We start from the raw sequence: 14,902 nt of genomic DNA, 5'->3' as shown, positions 1-14,902 counted from the left end.
AGGTGTCCAGGGAATCTTGGTTGAAACGTTCTTGCCATTTGCGGGAGCGTTTTTTTGCAAAAGTGATTATAAAATCTTACCTCTTTGTCCATAATGGAAAAGTCAATTTTAATGTAAGAGAGGTTCACAATGAAAATTTGGTTTAATCGATGGTTCACCACTGTTTCGCATTATATGGATATGATTCGCGACAATGAGGATCATCGGAAATTTACGATTTATGGAACAAGCCCTAATAAAGATGCCCTTTATTTACAAAACTGTGATTATGCCTTTGTCGAACCGGACGTTGCCGGGGATGAGTATATAGAGTTCTGTCTTGATTTTTGTCAAACGCATGGAATAGATATTTTTATTCCCCGCAAAGAAAATGTGCTCATTTCGAAGCGCTTGCCGGAATTTGCAAAGTTAGGGGTAAAGGTCTTGGTTTGTCCTGATGCAGCTCTTATGGAAACCATGGATAATAAGGCTGCTGCTTATCAAACCTTATCAAACGGGGTGCCGATTTTTTCGATCCCGGACTATGAGGTCGTGAATAACCTTGATGATTTTAAGAAGGCATATATATCGCTTAAAGAGAAGGGGCACACGGTTTGCTTTAAACCAGCGATTGGAGAAGGAGCAATGGGTTTTAGGGTAATCAAGGAAGAAAGGGAGTCGATCCATCATCTTTTCCATAGTGGCGGCGGCTATCGAATCTCCTACGATCATGCCTGTGAGGTCCTTGGTCAGCAAGAGTCGTTTCCTGATTTAATGTTGTTGGAGTATTTAGAAGGCAGGGAATATAGTATTGATTGCCTTGCCTCACAGGACCAATTGTATGCGGCTATCCCAAGGATGAAGGGGGATGGACGTATACGGGAACTGGTAGAAAGTGTCGAGCTGATTGATTTAGCTCACAAGTTTCACCAAGAGTACCGATTACCATTTGTATTTAATATCCAGGTGAAATACAGTAAAGGTGTACCAAAGCTGCTGGAGATCAATCCGCGTATGAGCGGCGGGCTTCATTTCAGCTGCCTTTCCGGAATCAACATTCCCTACATGGCCATTAAGGTTTTATTAGGGGAGGAAATCGGCCCAATAAAGCCTCGATTTGGTATCAGAGCAAGTCATATTGAAAAAGAAATGATTTTAAAATATGGTGATATAAGTTAAAACAAAGAGCAGGTATCTTCATCAGAAATGAATAACCTGCTCTTTCTTCATCATTTATAGAAAACTTTTTCGATATTGTATTTAGCATGTAGGGTATTAATGATGTAGGTTTCGTAAATTTCACGATCCATTGGTTCTTCGACCACCAATACGGCAATCTTATATACATCATCGCGATGCGCTTTAATTGGTGAAACGGTATCCTCAAAGTGGCGTTTAATCCGAGGGCGCAGCTTTCTAGCTTTTCCTACAAAAAGCAAGTCGTCATTGGCGTCAAAAAATAGGATGATGCCACCTTTGTCCCGCGGGATTTTATTATAATCAGTAAAACCATAAACACTGCTTAAAGGTGCTTCGACTTTTTCGCCGACTTGTCTGCTTTTTGTAATAACGACATCTGGATTTGGTATTTCAATTTTTATCATAAAATGATTCGCTCCCTGCTTAAATATAAGCGGCTAAAAGTTTAGCCAAGAGTCCATTATAGCATATCCTGCCATTTTAGGTTGGACTTTCTTAATTTAACCATTTTTCTCAATTTAAAACGTGAAGTTTTTGTTGTGATCGTTTATGTGTTAAAAGTAGTAAAACGAATTTAATTTTTGTAGAATAAAGGAAGGTATTGGAACTTTTTAAATGGTTCCGATCATCCTATTGAATAATAGTGGAAAGGGTGTTAGTATGGCAATTTCATTATCTAAAGGTCAAAAGGTCGATTTAACAAAGACGAATCCTGGTTTATCGAAGGTTATTGTGGGGCTTGGCTGGGATACCAACCGTTATGATGGCGGGAACGATTTCGATTTGGATTGCAGTATCTTCCTCCTAAATGCCAACGGTAAGTGTGCTTCTGAAAAGGATTTTGTATTCTATAATCAGCTTGAAGGCGGCAACGGCTCCGTTGTACATACAGGTGATAATCGTACCGGTGCAGGAGACGGCGACGATGAGCAGGTAAAAGTAGATTTAGCGGCGGTTCCGGCTCAGGTGGAACGTATTTCGTTTGTAATTACGATTCATGATGCGGAAGCAAGAGGTCAAAATTTTGGACAGGTTTCGAATGCGTTCTGCCGAGTGATTAATGAAGAAACCAATCAAGAAATTATTCGTTATGATTTAGGAGAGGATTTCTCCATCGAAACGGCGATCATCGTTGGCGAACTATACCGCCACAACGGGGAATGGAAATTCTCAGCCGTCGGTTCCGGATACCAGGGCGGCCTTGCTCGGATCGCTACCGACTTTGGCCTCAACGTCGGATAAACCAGGTTGTAAACAGTGTTTAGTATCACAGTCATGTGACTAACGAAAAGAAAAAACAAAATCAAACAAAAAGGACAAGAAGAATATCGTTTCTTCTTGTCCTTTTTCTCTGTTTAAATATAGATAGTCAGTTCAAAGTAGTAGTAATGGTGACAGGCACCATTTGCTAGCTTACTTGTTTGGTTTGGTCATGTTTTTGTTTGTTGGCGTTTAGTTTTAGGTAGACTGGAATACCGATTAGCGTTACTGCTATTGATAGGACCGCGTCTAATGGTTTGGTGATTAAGGTGTTACCAATGATATAAAGGCCGCCGATGATGGCTACAATTGGTGTGATTGGAAATAATGGCACTTTATATAAGTTCTGGTTGAGCCCTTGTTTACGTAGCTTAAATACAGCTGCAAAGGAAAAGGAATAAAACGTAAAGACAGAAAAAATGGCAATATCTGAAAGGCGGTCAGGATTTGTTAAGATCATCATTAAGATCGCAATAACGAGCTGCCAAATAGTTGCCCCAACTGGTGTTTTGGTTTTTGGATGTATATAGGACATAGACTTTGATGCTGGTAAATATCCATCCGCTGCCATTGCATAAGGTATCCTTGGAAATGTTAAAACTTTTCCGTTCAAACAGCCAAAAATAGAGACGAGAATACCAATCGTTAACAGATTTCCGCCCATTTTTCCAAATAAAATAGTGGCAGCCGTACTGGCGGCATTTGGGCCAAGCTCAACAATTTTACTAGCTGGAAGTACATGGAGCATGGCAATATTAACGGTTAAATAAGCAACAATGACAATGACAATCCCTGAAATAATCGCACGCGGGAGAGTCTTACTAGGATTTTTCATTTCTCCTGCCATATAGCCCACGTTCATAAAACCATCATAAGCCCATAAAGTGGCTAAAACGGCAGCCCCCATATTAAACGATTGGGAGACTCCGCTATCCATATGCAGAATTTGGACATGACCCTGGAAGATCCCAAATGCTGCTATTAAGATAATCGGAATCAATTTGCCTACAGTAGAAATGTTTTGGATGAATCCGCCGTAGCGCGTTCCTAATAGATTCATAAATCCTAAGAAAAGAATGGTGATGATTCCAATAATCGTGTTACTTCCCGGTGAAAAACCAAATAAGGAAGCAACAAGTGAGCCAAAATACAGACCAAGTGCGCCCATTATTGCAGGGCCGTATATAAGGGTTTGGACCCATCCGCATAAGAAACCCCAAAACTTTCCGTATACTTCTTCTATGTAGGCATATAAACCACCGGTTTTTGGGATTTTAACACTCACTTCCGCAATCGTTAAACCACTTGCTAAAGTAATAATTCCGCCAATGATTCAGGCCCATAGGGCATAAGTAGAATTACCCGTCTCTGAAATAACGATCCCTGGCTTCATAAATATCCCGGAACCAATAACGGTTCCAACGACTAATGATGTTGCGACGAAGAAACCAATATTTTTCTGTAATTGTGCTTCTTTCCCCATATGTCCGCCTCCAGTAAACAACTGTATTTTTAAGATATACACAGAATTATAACATGAAAATATTTCAATTTATTTTTTTGAAATATTTAAATTATTATATAAAGAAATGATTCAGTAGATTGCGTTGAAGAAAGGGGATTTATAAAAATGGAACATTAAAGGTGATGAAATAAACAACTCAAATAGGCTAAGCTATTAGTCATACCATGCTAAAATATGTTATGGTAAATAGGTTAGTGAAACAGCAGTCAGAGGTGATGGTTAGATGAAGTATTTGCTTAAGACACAAATTTTTGCAATATTAATAACATTATGTTGGATTATTTACTTGGTTGTTTTAGCCTTTCTAGACCAGCCAGACCGTGCCCTTCGGTACATAAATACATTTGTATTTGGATTGGCGATTCTATTAGCTATTCTGTATTTTGTTTTAACAAGGTATCTGCTAGGGAGGAATTGGTCGTCCCTTTTATTAGTGCTAATCTCTTATTTACTTCTATATAAACCAATCTTTCAGGAAATTTTATTGAAATTAACGAATGAAAGCTATGGAAGTACGATCAAATTCCTTTCGATATCAACAGGGACAGTTCATTTTCTTGCCGTTATCATTGGAATGGGATTTGCTATTCTTTTCACCAGGCCGGAACGTAAAATCTAAAACAGTAAAGGATAAATCCCCGATCATTTTGCGGCGGGCATTTATCCTTTTTTTATTTATGATCGTGGGCTTTCCGGGTCTGCGGTCAAGTGTGCACAGGGTATGGACAGTGTCCACGTTTGGTGTCAGGCACTATTTCTAAGGAAATTGTTGAAATTTATCCGTATTTTTCAGAATATTTTATTTTTATAATGAAGATAGATGGATATGAAAAGGGAGTGAAAGTGATGGAGACGAATGCGAATACGGATAAACATCGGGTGATTCAGAACTATACGGGAACGGAGTTACATGCAAAGGGATGGATTCAAGAAGCTGCCGTAAGGATGTTGATGAACAATCTTAATCCTGAGGTAGCGGAGCGGCCTGAGGATTTGGTGGTTTACGGAGGGATTGGCAAGGCGGCCCGGAACTGGAAATCCTATGATGCGATCGTGAAAACCCTATTAGAATTAGAGAATGATGAGACATTGCTCATTCAATCTGGTAAACCTGTAGCCGTTTGGAAATCCCACCCCGATGCACCGCGTGTTTTATTGGCCAATTCCAATCTGGTGCCTGCATGGGCCACCTGGGAGCATTTTCACGAGCTTGATCAAAAAGGATTAATGATGTACGGCCAGATGACTGCCGGAAGCTGGATTTATATCGGCAGCCAAGGAATCGTCCAAGGAACCTATGAAACTTTCGCGGAATTAGCACGGCAGTCATTTGGCGGTTCATTAAAACATACGATTACCCTAACGGCGGGACTTGGCGGTATGGGAGGCGCGCAGCCGCTCGCGGTAACGATGAACGAGGGGGTCTGTCTGGCAATCGATGTCGATGAATCAAGAATTGACCGGCGAATCGAAACCGCTTACCTAAACATAAAATCTAAAGACCTTGATGAGGCAATAGGATTGGCACGTGAAGCCAAATCTGCCGGGAAAGCATTATCGATTGGGTTACTCGGAAATGCTTCAGAAATTTTGCCATTGATGAACGAAAAAGGCTTCACTCCTGACGTGTTAACCGACCAAACTTCAGCACATGATCCATTAAACGGCTATATCCCTGCCGGCTTAACACCAGAAACGGCAGCAGCGTTACGAAGTGCGGAACCTGCCAAATATGTACGGCTAGCTAAGCAAAGTATGGCAACACATGTAAAAGCGATGTTGAAAATGCAGGAAAAGGGCGCCGTTACGTTCGATTATGGTAATAACATCCGCCAGATGGCCAAAGACGAAGGGGTCGAAAATGCCTTTGATTTCCCAGGGTTCGTGCCTGCGTATATTCGTCCGCTTTTCTGCGAAGGGAAAGGACCTTTCCGCTGGGCTGCCTTGTCTGGCAATCCCGAAGATATTCGAAAAATTGATGAAGCCCTCTTACGCGAATTTAAAGAAGATGAGCATTTATGCAAATGGATCAAGATGGCTAGGGAGAAAATCAACTTCCAAGGTCTGCCGGCTCGTATTTGCTGGCTAGGCTACGGGGATCGTGCCAAATTTGGAAAGCTCATTAATGATATGGTTGCGTCCGGAGAAGTTTCGGCCCCGATCGTGATTGGCCGTGATCATTTAGACGCAGGTTCGGTCGCCTCGCCAAACCGCGAAACAGAGAACATGAAGGATGGCAGTGACGCAGTGTCCGACTGGCCCATTTTAAATGCCATGATCAATGCAGTTGGCGGCGCAAGCTGGGTTTCGGTTCACCATGGCGGCGGAGTAGGAATGGGCTATTCACAGCATGCCGGAATGGTGATTGTCGCAGATGGGACAAAGGAGGCAGCGGTTCGGCTGCAACGGGTTTTAACCACCGACCCTGGAATGGGTGTCGTCCGTCATGCCGATGCCGGTTATGAATTAGCCATCAAAACGGCAAAGGAAAAGGGCATTAACATGCCGATGCTCGACTAGGACAACTAACAAATGAGAGATGGTGAATAGATGAGCAAAGCAATTTTTATCAGGAAGGCCTCACAGCTGGTAACCTTAACAGGGAGTTCACAGGCTCCCCTTGTAAATGAAGCAATGTCTAATCTTGGCATCATTGAAAACGGCAGTGTGTGGATTGAGGATGGAATCATTCAAGCGGTAGGCCAAGACGAGGAGCTTTTTGAAAAATATGCTGCGCGAATCGATCAGGCAGAAGTGGTTGATGCGGCAGGTAAGCTTGTCACACCGGGCCTCGTCGACCCGCACACCCACTTAGTTTTTGCCGGCAGCAGGGAAAATGAATTTAACATGCGGCTCAATGGTGCCACGTATATAGAAATTATGAATGCCGGCGGGGGCATCCATGCTACTACTAGACGGACAAAGCACGCCACCCATGCGGAACTTTTTCAAGAAAGCTTTGAGCGGTTAAATCAATTCCTGCTTCATGGCGTAACAACGGTTGAAGCAAAGAGCGGCTATGGGATGGAATGGAAAACAGAACAGAAGCAGCTGGAAGTGGCAAAACAACTGAATGAGCAGCATCCAATTGACGTAGTGTCGACGTTTATGGGAGCCCATGCGGTACCGAAAGAGTACAAGGACAATCCCGATCAATTTGTGACACTGCTGGTGGAAGAAATGATTCCGAAGGTGGCCGAACACAGTTTAGCGGAGTTTAATGATGTTTTCTGTGAACAGGGGGTATTTACCCCTAAGCAAGCACGAACGATTCTTGAAGCCGGGAAGCGTTTTGGGCTACTCCCGAAAATTCATGCTGATGAGATTGAACCTTATGAAGGAGCAGAGCTGGCTGCTGAAGTAAGCGCCATATCAGCCGACCATTTATTAAAGGCATCGGAAAAAGGGCTAAAAGCAATGGCCGACAGAGGCGTGGTCGGGGTCTTGCTGCCAGGGACCGCCTATTTTTTAATGGCGGAATCAGCCAATGGCCGAAAGATAATCGATCTTGGAGTACCTGTAGCACTGTCGACAGATTGTAACCCTGGTTCTTCGCCAACCGTATCTTTGCCCTTTATTATGAATCTAGCCTGTTTAAAAATGGGGCTGACACCGGCGGAGGTGATCGCTGCAGCAACGATCAATGCTGCACATGCAATTGGGCGCGGACACGAAATTGGCAGTTTAGAAGTTGGTAAAAAGGGCGATGTAACGATTTTTAACGTGGGAAATTATATGAAACTCCAATATTCATATGGAATAAATCATACCGATACTGTAATCAAAAAGGGCAAGGTCGTGGTAAAGGGAGGTCGATTGGTTGAAGAGCTTTCTCTATCCTAAATTAAATCCGCCAAGCTTTATTTGGGTAAATAATGGAGAAAACGCCGAAATAACCAAAGTCCATGAATGGATCCGGCCGCTAACCACGGATTCTAATCCTGAAGATACTAGGAACATTGATATTGTGTAGTAGGTGTACCGCTCTCTCGATCATCGATTAGTCCCTCCGGTGCCTCGGAATTTCCCGATGCATTTCGGCTGGCATGGAAGGGATTCACTACCTATAACGTCGATGAAGCCCTCGATTTAGCTGAAATAACAGCGCTGGATGCAGGGGATGTTCCTATGCATGTAACCGACATTCGCCGCTGTCATGACAATATTGTAGAGGCATCAGCTACGATCCATCGGAATTTTACCACATCGACCGTGGCGGCAGTCGGCGGTGACCACTCGATCACGGCGATGATGGTGAAAGGATTACATTGGGCCAAACCACGCGAGAAAATCGGGATTTTGCAATTTGATACCCATTTTGATTTAAGGAGTCTAGCCGATAATGGGCCGTCAAATGGAACACCAATGCGAAACTTGATCGAAAGTGGTGTGGTGGAAGGTTCTAACCTGTACAACATTGGCTTACACGGGTTTTTTAATACGAAAGATTTAAAGGAGTATGCAGATGAAAAAGGGGTAAATTATATTACCCTTCGCAAGGCGCGCAAAAGGGGGATCGAAGAAACGGTGAGTGAAAGCTTGGCTGCACTGGCGAAAAAAGTGGATATGATCTATTTAACTGTCGACATGGATGTCCTCGATATCGCCTATGCCCCAGGTGTTCCGGCCGGAACGCCTGGAGGGATGACAACGGCAGAGCTCCTTGATGCCGTACTCACCGCTGCCATGCATCCAAGAGTCAAAGCCATCGATATCGTCTGTCTCGACCCACTAAGAGACACCTTCGTCCAGCCAACCGTAAAACTCGGCACCCACGTCTTTTTAACCTTTCTTACAGGGATAATGTTACGAAAGGTGACAGGCACCGTAAATGATATAAACAAGCCAAATAACTAACTAATGAATAAAAAAGAATGACCAACCTAATTTTCCGTTCCTTCTGAGACGGGGAGTGGTTGGCCATTCTTTTAAAATTTTGCTCCACTTGTCGTGGTACGATAAGGTTGAATTTCACTCAAGGTTTTTGACTTTTGACATGATATACTATAACAGTTTGTTTTCCGACAGACTTGCGCGAGAAATGTCTGTTTCTGCGCTTTCCCGAGGAATAAAACGCAGTAATCACTAGAATTCAACATACGGGGCCGTTGTTATATAATAGATTTACTGTACACTATGCTGAACGAGGGATGAACGATGAAAATTGTCATTATTTCCGATACCCATCTACCTAAACGTACCAAAGGACTTCCGGACAGATTAACTGCGGAATTAGCTGATACGGATTTAATTATTCATGCAGGCGATTGGCAAACAATCGATGTGTTTCATGAGCTTCAAACCTATGCAAAAGTCGAAGGGGTCTTCGGCAATGTCGACGATGATACCATCAAGGAACATTTCCCCGAAAAAAGAATTTTAGAGTTGGGCGGGTTTAAGATAGGTATTACCCATGGTCATGGCAAAGGGAAAACGACCGAAAAGCGTGCGATCCAAGTGTTTGCCGAGAATGAAGTCGATTGTATTATTTTTGGCCATTCTCATATCCCTGTGAAAAAAGTGGAAAATGGCATACTGCTTTTTAACCCTGGCTCCCCCACTGATAAACGTCGGCAGAAGCTGTTTTCCTTTGGCATTTTTGAGATTGGTGATACGATAGAAGCAGAGCATATCTTTTTTTCGAATAAAGGAGAAACAAATGAGTAAAACAGTTATCGTCTATACAACCAACGATTGTATTGAATGTACGATGGTCAAACGGGTCCTCACGGAAGAAGGGATTCCTTTTGAAGCGAGGGACATTTCGAAAAATCCTGCTTTCCAAAAAGAAGTGGAAAAATACGGCTTCCTGGGGGTCCCAGTCACCGTGCTCAATCAACGAGCCGTCAAGGGATTTACCAATGAGCTAAAGGAGATCATCGAATTAGCCAAGAGTTAGTCTAGTAGAAACAATTCCTTTACATTGAAGAATATAAGCGTTAATATGAGTGAGTAATTGAATAATAGAAGATCTACTAGGGGTGCCCTGTGAATCAGGCTGAGAGAAAACATTGTAGTTTTTAACCCTTTGGACCTGATCTGGGTAATACCAGCGTAGGAAAGTAGTCGAGTGAGATAGTTTTTGTTTCGCATTCAAAACTAACCGGGTCCATTTATTGGAGCTGGTTTTTTTATGTTAAAAATGAAAAGGGGAGAGTAAGTTGGAAAAAAGCTATGTGTATGAAACATTAAATAGAGTAAGAGAGGTTAGCCCGCTTGTACATAATATCACCAATGTGGTTGTGACAAATTTTACTGCGAACGGTTTGCTTGCCCTTGGTGCATCTCCAGTCATGGCCTATGCCAAGGAAGAAGTTGCTGATATGGCTAAGATTGCTAGTTCACTAGTGTTGAATATTGGTACGTTAAATGCCGAAAACGTTGACAGTATGATTATGGCTGGGAAATCAGCGAATGAGCACGGGGTTCCGGTTATTTTCGACCCGGTTGGTGCAGGGGCTACACCATACCGAACCGAGACTGCCCACAAAATAATGAATGAAGTCAAGGTTTCAGTGGTGCGCGGAAATGCAGCCGAGGTATCGAATGTGATCGGCGAAAAATGGGAAATCAAAGGTGTTGATGCAGGAGCAGGAAACGGAAACACCGTCGAGCTTGCGATCAAGGCTGCGCAAACAACGGGCAGTGTTGTGGTGATCACTGGTAAAGAGGATATCGTTTCAGACGGTGAAACAACTTATATTGTTTCCGGGGGCCATCCGATTTTAACAAAAGTAACGGGTACGGGCTGTCTATTAACCTCAGTAATTGGTGCCTTTACGGGAGTGGAAAAAGATGTACTGTGGGCAGCGGCAGCGGCTTTAGCCTATTACGGGATTGCTGCGGAAAAGGCGGCAAACAAAACTGCGGAAGCGGGACCTGGAAGTTTCCAAATTGAATTTTTAAATCAATTAGCACTTGTTTCGGAAGAAGATATTATTTCTAATGTTTCGATTAAAAAATTATAGCGGAGGTTTGTAGCATGAAAAGAGCATTAACAATCGCTGGTTCAGATAGCGGCGGCGGAGCTGGAATTCAAGCGGATTTGAAGACATTCCAAGAATTAGCGGTTTTTGGTATGTCGGCCATCACAGCGGTGACCGCGCAAAATACGTTAGGAGTCCATGGCGTTTATCCGATGTCGCCAGAAGCGGTAGTCCAACAGATTAAGGCAATCGGCGAAGATATCGGCACGAATGCTGTGAAAACGGGGATGCTGTTTAGCTCGGATATTATTGAAGCTGTTTCTGAGCAAGTACGGAAATATCAATGGGAGAACCTTGTGGTCGATCCTGTAATGATTGCCAAAGGCGGTGCTTCTTTATTGCAGCAGGAAGCGATTTTTGCCATGAAGACTTATTTGTTGCCGCTTGCCAAAGTGATTACCCCGAATATTCCAGAGGCAGAGGTACTAACTGGTATGACGATTAAAAGCGCAGATGATAAGAAGGAAGCTGCTTTGAAGTTGTGCGAACTAGGAGTTCAAACGGTTGTGATCAAAGGCGGCCATGATGAAGATGAGTCAGCGTCCACCGATTTACTTTATGATGGCAGCGAATTTTACACTTTTACCAATAAACGAATTCCGACGAAAAATACACACGGAACCGGGTGTACCTTTTCCGCAGCGTTAACGGCGGAACTGGCAAAAGGGGCATCTGTATATGATGCTGTGTTAACAGCAAAGGAGTTTATTCAGGCGGCCATTGAGGACGGCATCGATATCGGTCATGGGCATGGCCCGACGAACCATGGGGCGTTTCGGAAGAGAAGGGAGCTATACAATCGATGAAAAACCTGAGAGAGGCTTTAAAGGTTTATTTTATCATGGGCAGTCCTAACTGCCGCAAAGATCCAGCAGACGTATTAAAAGAAGCAATCGCTGGGGGCGTTACCCTTTTTCAATTTCGTGAAAAGGGGAAGAATGCATTAACAGGAACGGAAAAATACGAACTGGCAAGACAATTGCAGAGCATCTGTAAAGAAAATCAAATCCCCTTCATTGTCAATGATGACATTGAGTTAGCGATTGAACTGAATGCGGACGGTGTCCATATCGGACAAGAGGATGAGCCAGTAAAAGTCGTCCGTGCGAGAATAGGCGACAACAAAATCCTCGGAGTTTCCGTCCATACCCAAGAAGAAGCCGAGACGGCTCTCAAGGATGGTGCAGATTATTTCGGAATCGGCCCGATCTTCCCTACAAGCACAAAAGATGACGCTAAGCCGGTAAGAGGGACGGAATTAATCGAGATCTTACGAGAACAAGGCTGCACCATCCCAATCGTTGGAATCGGAGGCATCACCAGTGAAAATGCAGCGGAGGTCATCAATTCGGGGGCTGATGGAGTTTCGGTCATCACAGCGATCAGTCATGCAGACTCCCCATACGAAGCAGCCGAGGCGTTAATAAATAATGTTCAAATAACGGAGGGCTGATAACATGAATAAAACCTATAAGCTGACAGTTACCGCGATGATGATTGCCATCGGGACCATCACTAGTAACCTAGTAGCTATTCCGATTGGTTTTACAAAGGTATTTCCCATGCAGCATTTTTTAAACGTGTTATCTGCCGTTTTGTTAGGGCCGTATTACGCTGTTGCCCAGGCCTTTTGTGTATCACTAATCCGTAATCTAATGGGCACGGGTTCTATTTTTGCTTTTCCTGGCAGTATGGTCGGGGCTTTACTGGCATCGCTGTTATTTTTAAAAACCAAAAAGCTTTACCTGGCATTTGCCGGTGAAGTGATCGGAACCGGAATCCTTGGGGCTCTATTGTCCTATCCGATCGCTACACTGATTCTTGGGCAAAAAGCGACTCTTTTTGGATTTATTCCATTATTTATCTTCAGCTCATTTGCGGGAGCACTGCTTGGCTTTGTAGTTCTAGTGGTCTTTTTAAGAAAGAAAGTGTTAGTTATGGATGAAAATAAATCACCAGCTATTAAAAACTAACTCTATGGAGTGAGAAAAATGAACGAGGCAATACTTGAGAGAATAACAAGTGAGGTAGAGGCGAGAAAAGGGGAATTACTTGATCTGTTGACCGAGCTTGTTTCCTTCCCGACCGTCAGCCCTCCCGCCCGGAATACCAACAGTGTTCAAGAATTTATTAAAGGATATTTAGAAGCATTAGGCTTTACTACAGATAAGTGGGATGTGTACCCCGGGGACCCCAATGTAGTCGGAATTTTGCCGGGGGAATCTTCAAACCAGTTTAATAGCTTAATTGTAAATGGTCATGTGGACGTAGCCGAGGTTGGCGACACTAAAGAATGGAGTTCATCCCCATTTGAAGCCTACCTAAAGGATGCTCATATTTATGGCCGGGGCGTTGCCGATATGAAAGGCGGCATGGCGGCATCACTGTTTGCTATCAAACTATTAAATGAACTAGGAATCAGCCTGCAAGGAGATCTGCAATTCCAATCCGTTATTGGGGAAGAAGTCGGTGAAGCAGGAACCCAGGCCTGCGTTGAGCGGGGCTATCATGCAGACTATGCCGTTGTGGTTGATACAAGTGACTTACATATTCAAGGACAAGGCGGCGTCATTACTGTCTGGATTACGATTCAAAGCAAAGAAACGTATCATGATGGGATCCGCCGGAACATGATTCATGCGGGCGGCGGTGTTAAAGGGGCCAGTGCCATTGAGAAGATGATGAAGATTATCGCAGGTCTCCAGGACCTCGAACGCCACTGGGCAGTGACCAAAAGCTATGTAGGATTTCCGCCGGGCACTAATACAATCAATCCTGCGGTGATTGAGGGCGGCCGTCATGCGGCGTTTGTTGCCGATCGCTGTGCTTTATGGGTAACCGTTCATTTTTATCCTAATGAAGATTATGAACAAGTAATTAGGGAAATTGAACAGCATATCTTGGCGGTTGCCGCTGCTGATCCATGGCTTCGAGACAATCCTCCCGAATTTGTTTGGGGAGGAAAATCGATGATCGTCGATCGCGGTGAAATTTTTCCTTCATTAGAAATAGACGAAGAGCATCCTGGTACACAACTTTTAACAAACTCTTTTGAAAAAATCTTACACCAACAGCCGATGGTCGGAATGTCCACCACCGTAACCGATGCAGGCTGGCTGGGTCGTGCCGGGATTCCGACCGCCATCTTTGGACCTGGAAAGTTGGAGGATGCGCATGCCGTTAATGAAAAACTGGAAATACAGCAGCTGCTAGATTTTACAAAAGTATTAGCGATTTTTATCGCTGAGTGGTGTAACAGCAAGAAGGAGGAGAAACAGCATGAAATTTTCTCAGCGGCTTTTTCAAAAAGTAAGTGATATTTGGGAGAAAACCCATCAGCATCCCTTTGTTGTTGGGATGGGGAACGGGGACCTTCCGGTTGAATCCTTTATTCGTTACATGAAGCAAGACTATGTATTTTTAATCGATTATTCTAAACTGTTTGCTTTTGGAGCAGTAAAAGCAAGAGATTTGGAAACGATGGCAGCTTTCGCCAAACTCCTTAATGAGACATTGCACGGGGAAATGGACTTGCACCGACAATATGCTGAAAAGTTTGGGATTACCCATCAACAGCTAGAAGAGACGAAACCTGCCCCAATCAATTTAGCCTACACCCGATACATGTTAAATGTGGCGCAAAATGGTTCTCTTGAGGAATTAATCTCGGCATTATTGCCGTGTATGTGGAGCTATTGGGAGATCGGCAAGATGTTAGCAGAAGAATATCAAGGTGCTAGCAGTCACTATCAGTATGGTGAGTGGGTAAAAATGTACTCTTCTGAGGAATTTGGCAATCTTGCGGAGTGGCTGATCGATTTGTTAGACCAATTGACTGCAGGAAAACCGGAATGGGAGTTAGCGATCTTAGAAGAACATTTCTTAACTACTTCCCGGTTTGAATATATGTTTTGGGATATGGTCTATCAGGGGGGCGAGTGGCCTGTCTAGT

The 14,902-nt window shown here is 43.6% G+C and carries 14 protein-coding genes, 2 pseudogenes and 1 riboswitch; of the genes and pseudogenes, 14 read left to right on the top strand and 2 right to left on the bottom strand.

Features of this window, described 5'->3' with window-relative positions; all coding sequences use genetic code 11:
• Nucleotides 1-129 precede the first annotated feature (129 nt).
• A complete protein-coding gene (locus tag ACZ9EE_RS04000; RefSeq protein ID WP_476025389.1) occupies nt 130-1,158 on the top strand; it encodes an ATP-grasp domain-containing protein in 1,029 nt (342 codons plus the stop codon).
• 50 nt (nt 1,159-1,208) lie between these two features.
• Here ACZ9EE_RS04000 and ACZ9EE_RS03995 read toward each other — a convergent pair whose 3' ends face one another.
• Nucleotides 1,209-1,583, bottom strand: coding sequence for a nucleotide excision repair endonuclease (locus ACZ9EE_RS03995; RefSeq protein ID WP_476025388.1), 375 nt, complete (start codon nt 1,581-1,583; stop codon nt 1,209-1,211).
• A 256-nt stretch (nt 1,584-1,839) separates the two neighbouring features.
• Between ACZ9EE_RS03995 and ACZ9EE_RS03990 the strand changes: the two genes are divergently transcribed.
• On the top strand, nt 1,840-2,421 hold the full coding sequence (locus ACZ9EE_RS03990) for a TerD family protein (protein ID WP_476032846.1): 582 nt from the start codon (nt 1,840-1,842) through the stop codon (nt 2,419-2,421).
• Between the two features lie 166 nt (nt 2,422-2,587).
• Here the strand turns inward: ACZ9EE_RS03990 and ACZ9EE_RS03985 are convergent.
• Nucleotides 2,588-3,922: pseudogene (locus ACZ9EE_RS03985) on the bottom strand (APC family permease).
• A gap of 265 nt (nt 3,923-4,187) precedes the next feature.
• On the opposite strand from ACZ9EE_RS03985, the gene ACZ9EE_RS03980 reads away from it, so the two are divergent.
• From ACZ9EE_RS03980 to tenA, 12 genes and pseudogenes are all read left to right on the top strand, one after another.
• Complete coding sequence (locus ACZ9EE_RS03980) at nt 4,188-4,583, top strand: hypothetical protein (RefSeq protein ID WP_476025387.1); 396 nt, start codon at nt 4,188-4,190, stop codon at nt 4,581-4,583.
• 227 nt (nt 4,584-4,810) lie between these two features.
• Nucleotides 4,811-6,484 (top strand): urocanate hydratase, encoded by a 1,674-nt coding sequence (hutU, locus tag ACZ9EE_RS03975; RefSeq protein WP_476025386.1) that lies wholly within the window; start codon nt 4,811-4,813, stop codon nt 6,482-6,484.
• A gap of 30 nt (nt 6,485-6,514) precedes the next feature.
• The gene (hutI, locus tag ACZ9EE_RS03970) at nt 6,515-7,807 is read left to right on the top strand and encodes an imidazolonepropionase (RefSeq protein ID WP_476025385.1); all 1,293 of its coding nucleotides are present in this window, start codon (nt 6,515-6,517) and stop codon (nt 7,805-7,807) included.
• A pseudogene (locus ACZ9EE_RS03965) lies at nt 7,785-8,821 on the top strand (agmatinase family protein). Before hutI ends, ACZ9EE_RS03965 begins: the two are co-directional and overlap by 23 nt.
• Nucleotides 8,822-9,121: 300 nt before the next feature.
• The gene (locus tag ACZ9EE_RS03960; protein ID WP_476025384.1) at nt 9,122-9,631 is read left to right on the top strand and encodes a metallophosphoesterase family protein; all 510 of its coding nucleotides are present in this window, start codon (nt 9,122-9,124) and stop codon (nt 9,629-9,631) included.
• On the top strand, nt 9,624-9,863 hold the full coding sequence (locus ACZ9EE_RS03955; protein ID WP_476025382.1) for a glutaredoxin family protein: 240 nt from the start codon (nt 9,624-9,626) through the stop codon (nt 9,861-9,863). Before ACZ9EE_RS03960 ends, ACZ9EE_RS03955 begins: the two co-directional genes overlap by 8 nt.
• A gap of 68 nt (nt 9,864-9,931) precedes the next feature.
• A riboswitch (TPP riboswitch) is annotated at nt 9,932-10,042 on the top strand.
• 83 nt (nt 10,043-10,125) lie between these two features.
• Nucleotides 10,126-10,932 carry a hydroxyethylthiazole kinase gene (gene thiM, locus ACZ9EE_RS03950; protein WP_476025381.1) on the top strand — a complete coding sequence of 269 codons (807 nt, stop codon included), beginning with the start codon at nt 10,126-10,128 and terminating at the stop codon, nt 10,930-10,932.
• Nucleotides 10,933-10,946: 14 nt separating this feature from the next.
• Nucleotides 10,947-11,756 carry a bifunctional hydroxymethylpyrimidine kinase/phosphomethylpyrimidine kinase gene (thiD, locus tag ACZ9EE_RS03945; protein ID WP_476025380.1) on the top strand — a complete coding sequence of 270 codons (810 nt, stop codon included), beginning with the start codon at nt 10,947-10,949 and terminating at the stop codon, nt 11,754-11,756.
• Nucleotides 11,753-12,403 carry a thiamine phosphate synthase gene (gene thiE, locus ACZ9EE_RS03940; protein ID WP_476025379.1) on the top strand — a complete coding sequence of 217 codons (651 nt, stop codon included), beginning with the start codon at nt 11,753-11,755 and terminating at the stop codon, nt 12,401-12,403. The genes thiD and thiE overlap by 4 nt, the downstream gene beginning before the upstream one ends.
• A gap of 4 nt (nt 12,404-12,407) precedes the next feature.
• The gene (gene thiW, locus ACZ9EE_RS03935; RefSeq protein ID WP_476025378.1) at nt 12,408-12,923 is read left to right on the top strand and encodes an energy coupling factor transporter S component ThiW; all 516 of its coding nucleotides are present in this window, start codon (nt 12,408-12,410) and stop codon (nt 12,921-12,923) included.
• 18 nt (nt 12,924-12,941) lie between these two features.
• Nucleotides 12,942-14,267, top strand: coding sequence for an acetylornithine deacetylase (locus ACZ9EE_RS03930; RefSeq protein WP_476025377.1), 1,326 nt, complete (start codon nt 12,942-12,944; stop codon nt 14,265-14,267).
• Nucleotides 14,230-14,901, top strand: coding sequence for a thiaminase II (gene tenA / locus ACZ9EE_RS03925; protein WP_476025376.1), 672 nt, complete (start codon nt 14,230-14,232; stop codon nt 14,899-14,901). The genes ACZ9EE_RS03930 and tenA overlap by 38 nt, the downstream gene beginning before the upstream one ends.
• Nucleotide 14,902: the final 1 nt, after the last annotated feature.

Source organism: Bacillus sp. URHA0034 (assembly GCF_056280405.1).
This window is presented reverse-complemented; position numbering and strand designations above follow the sequence as displayed.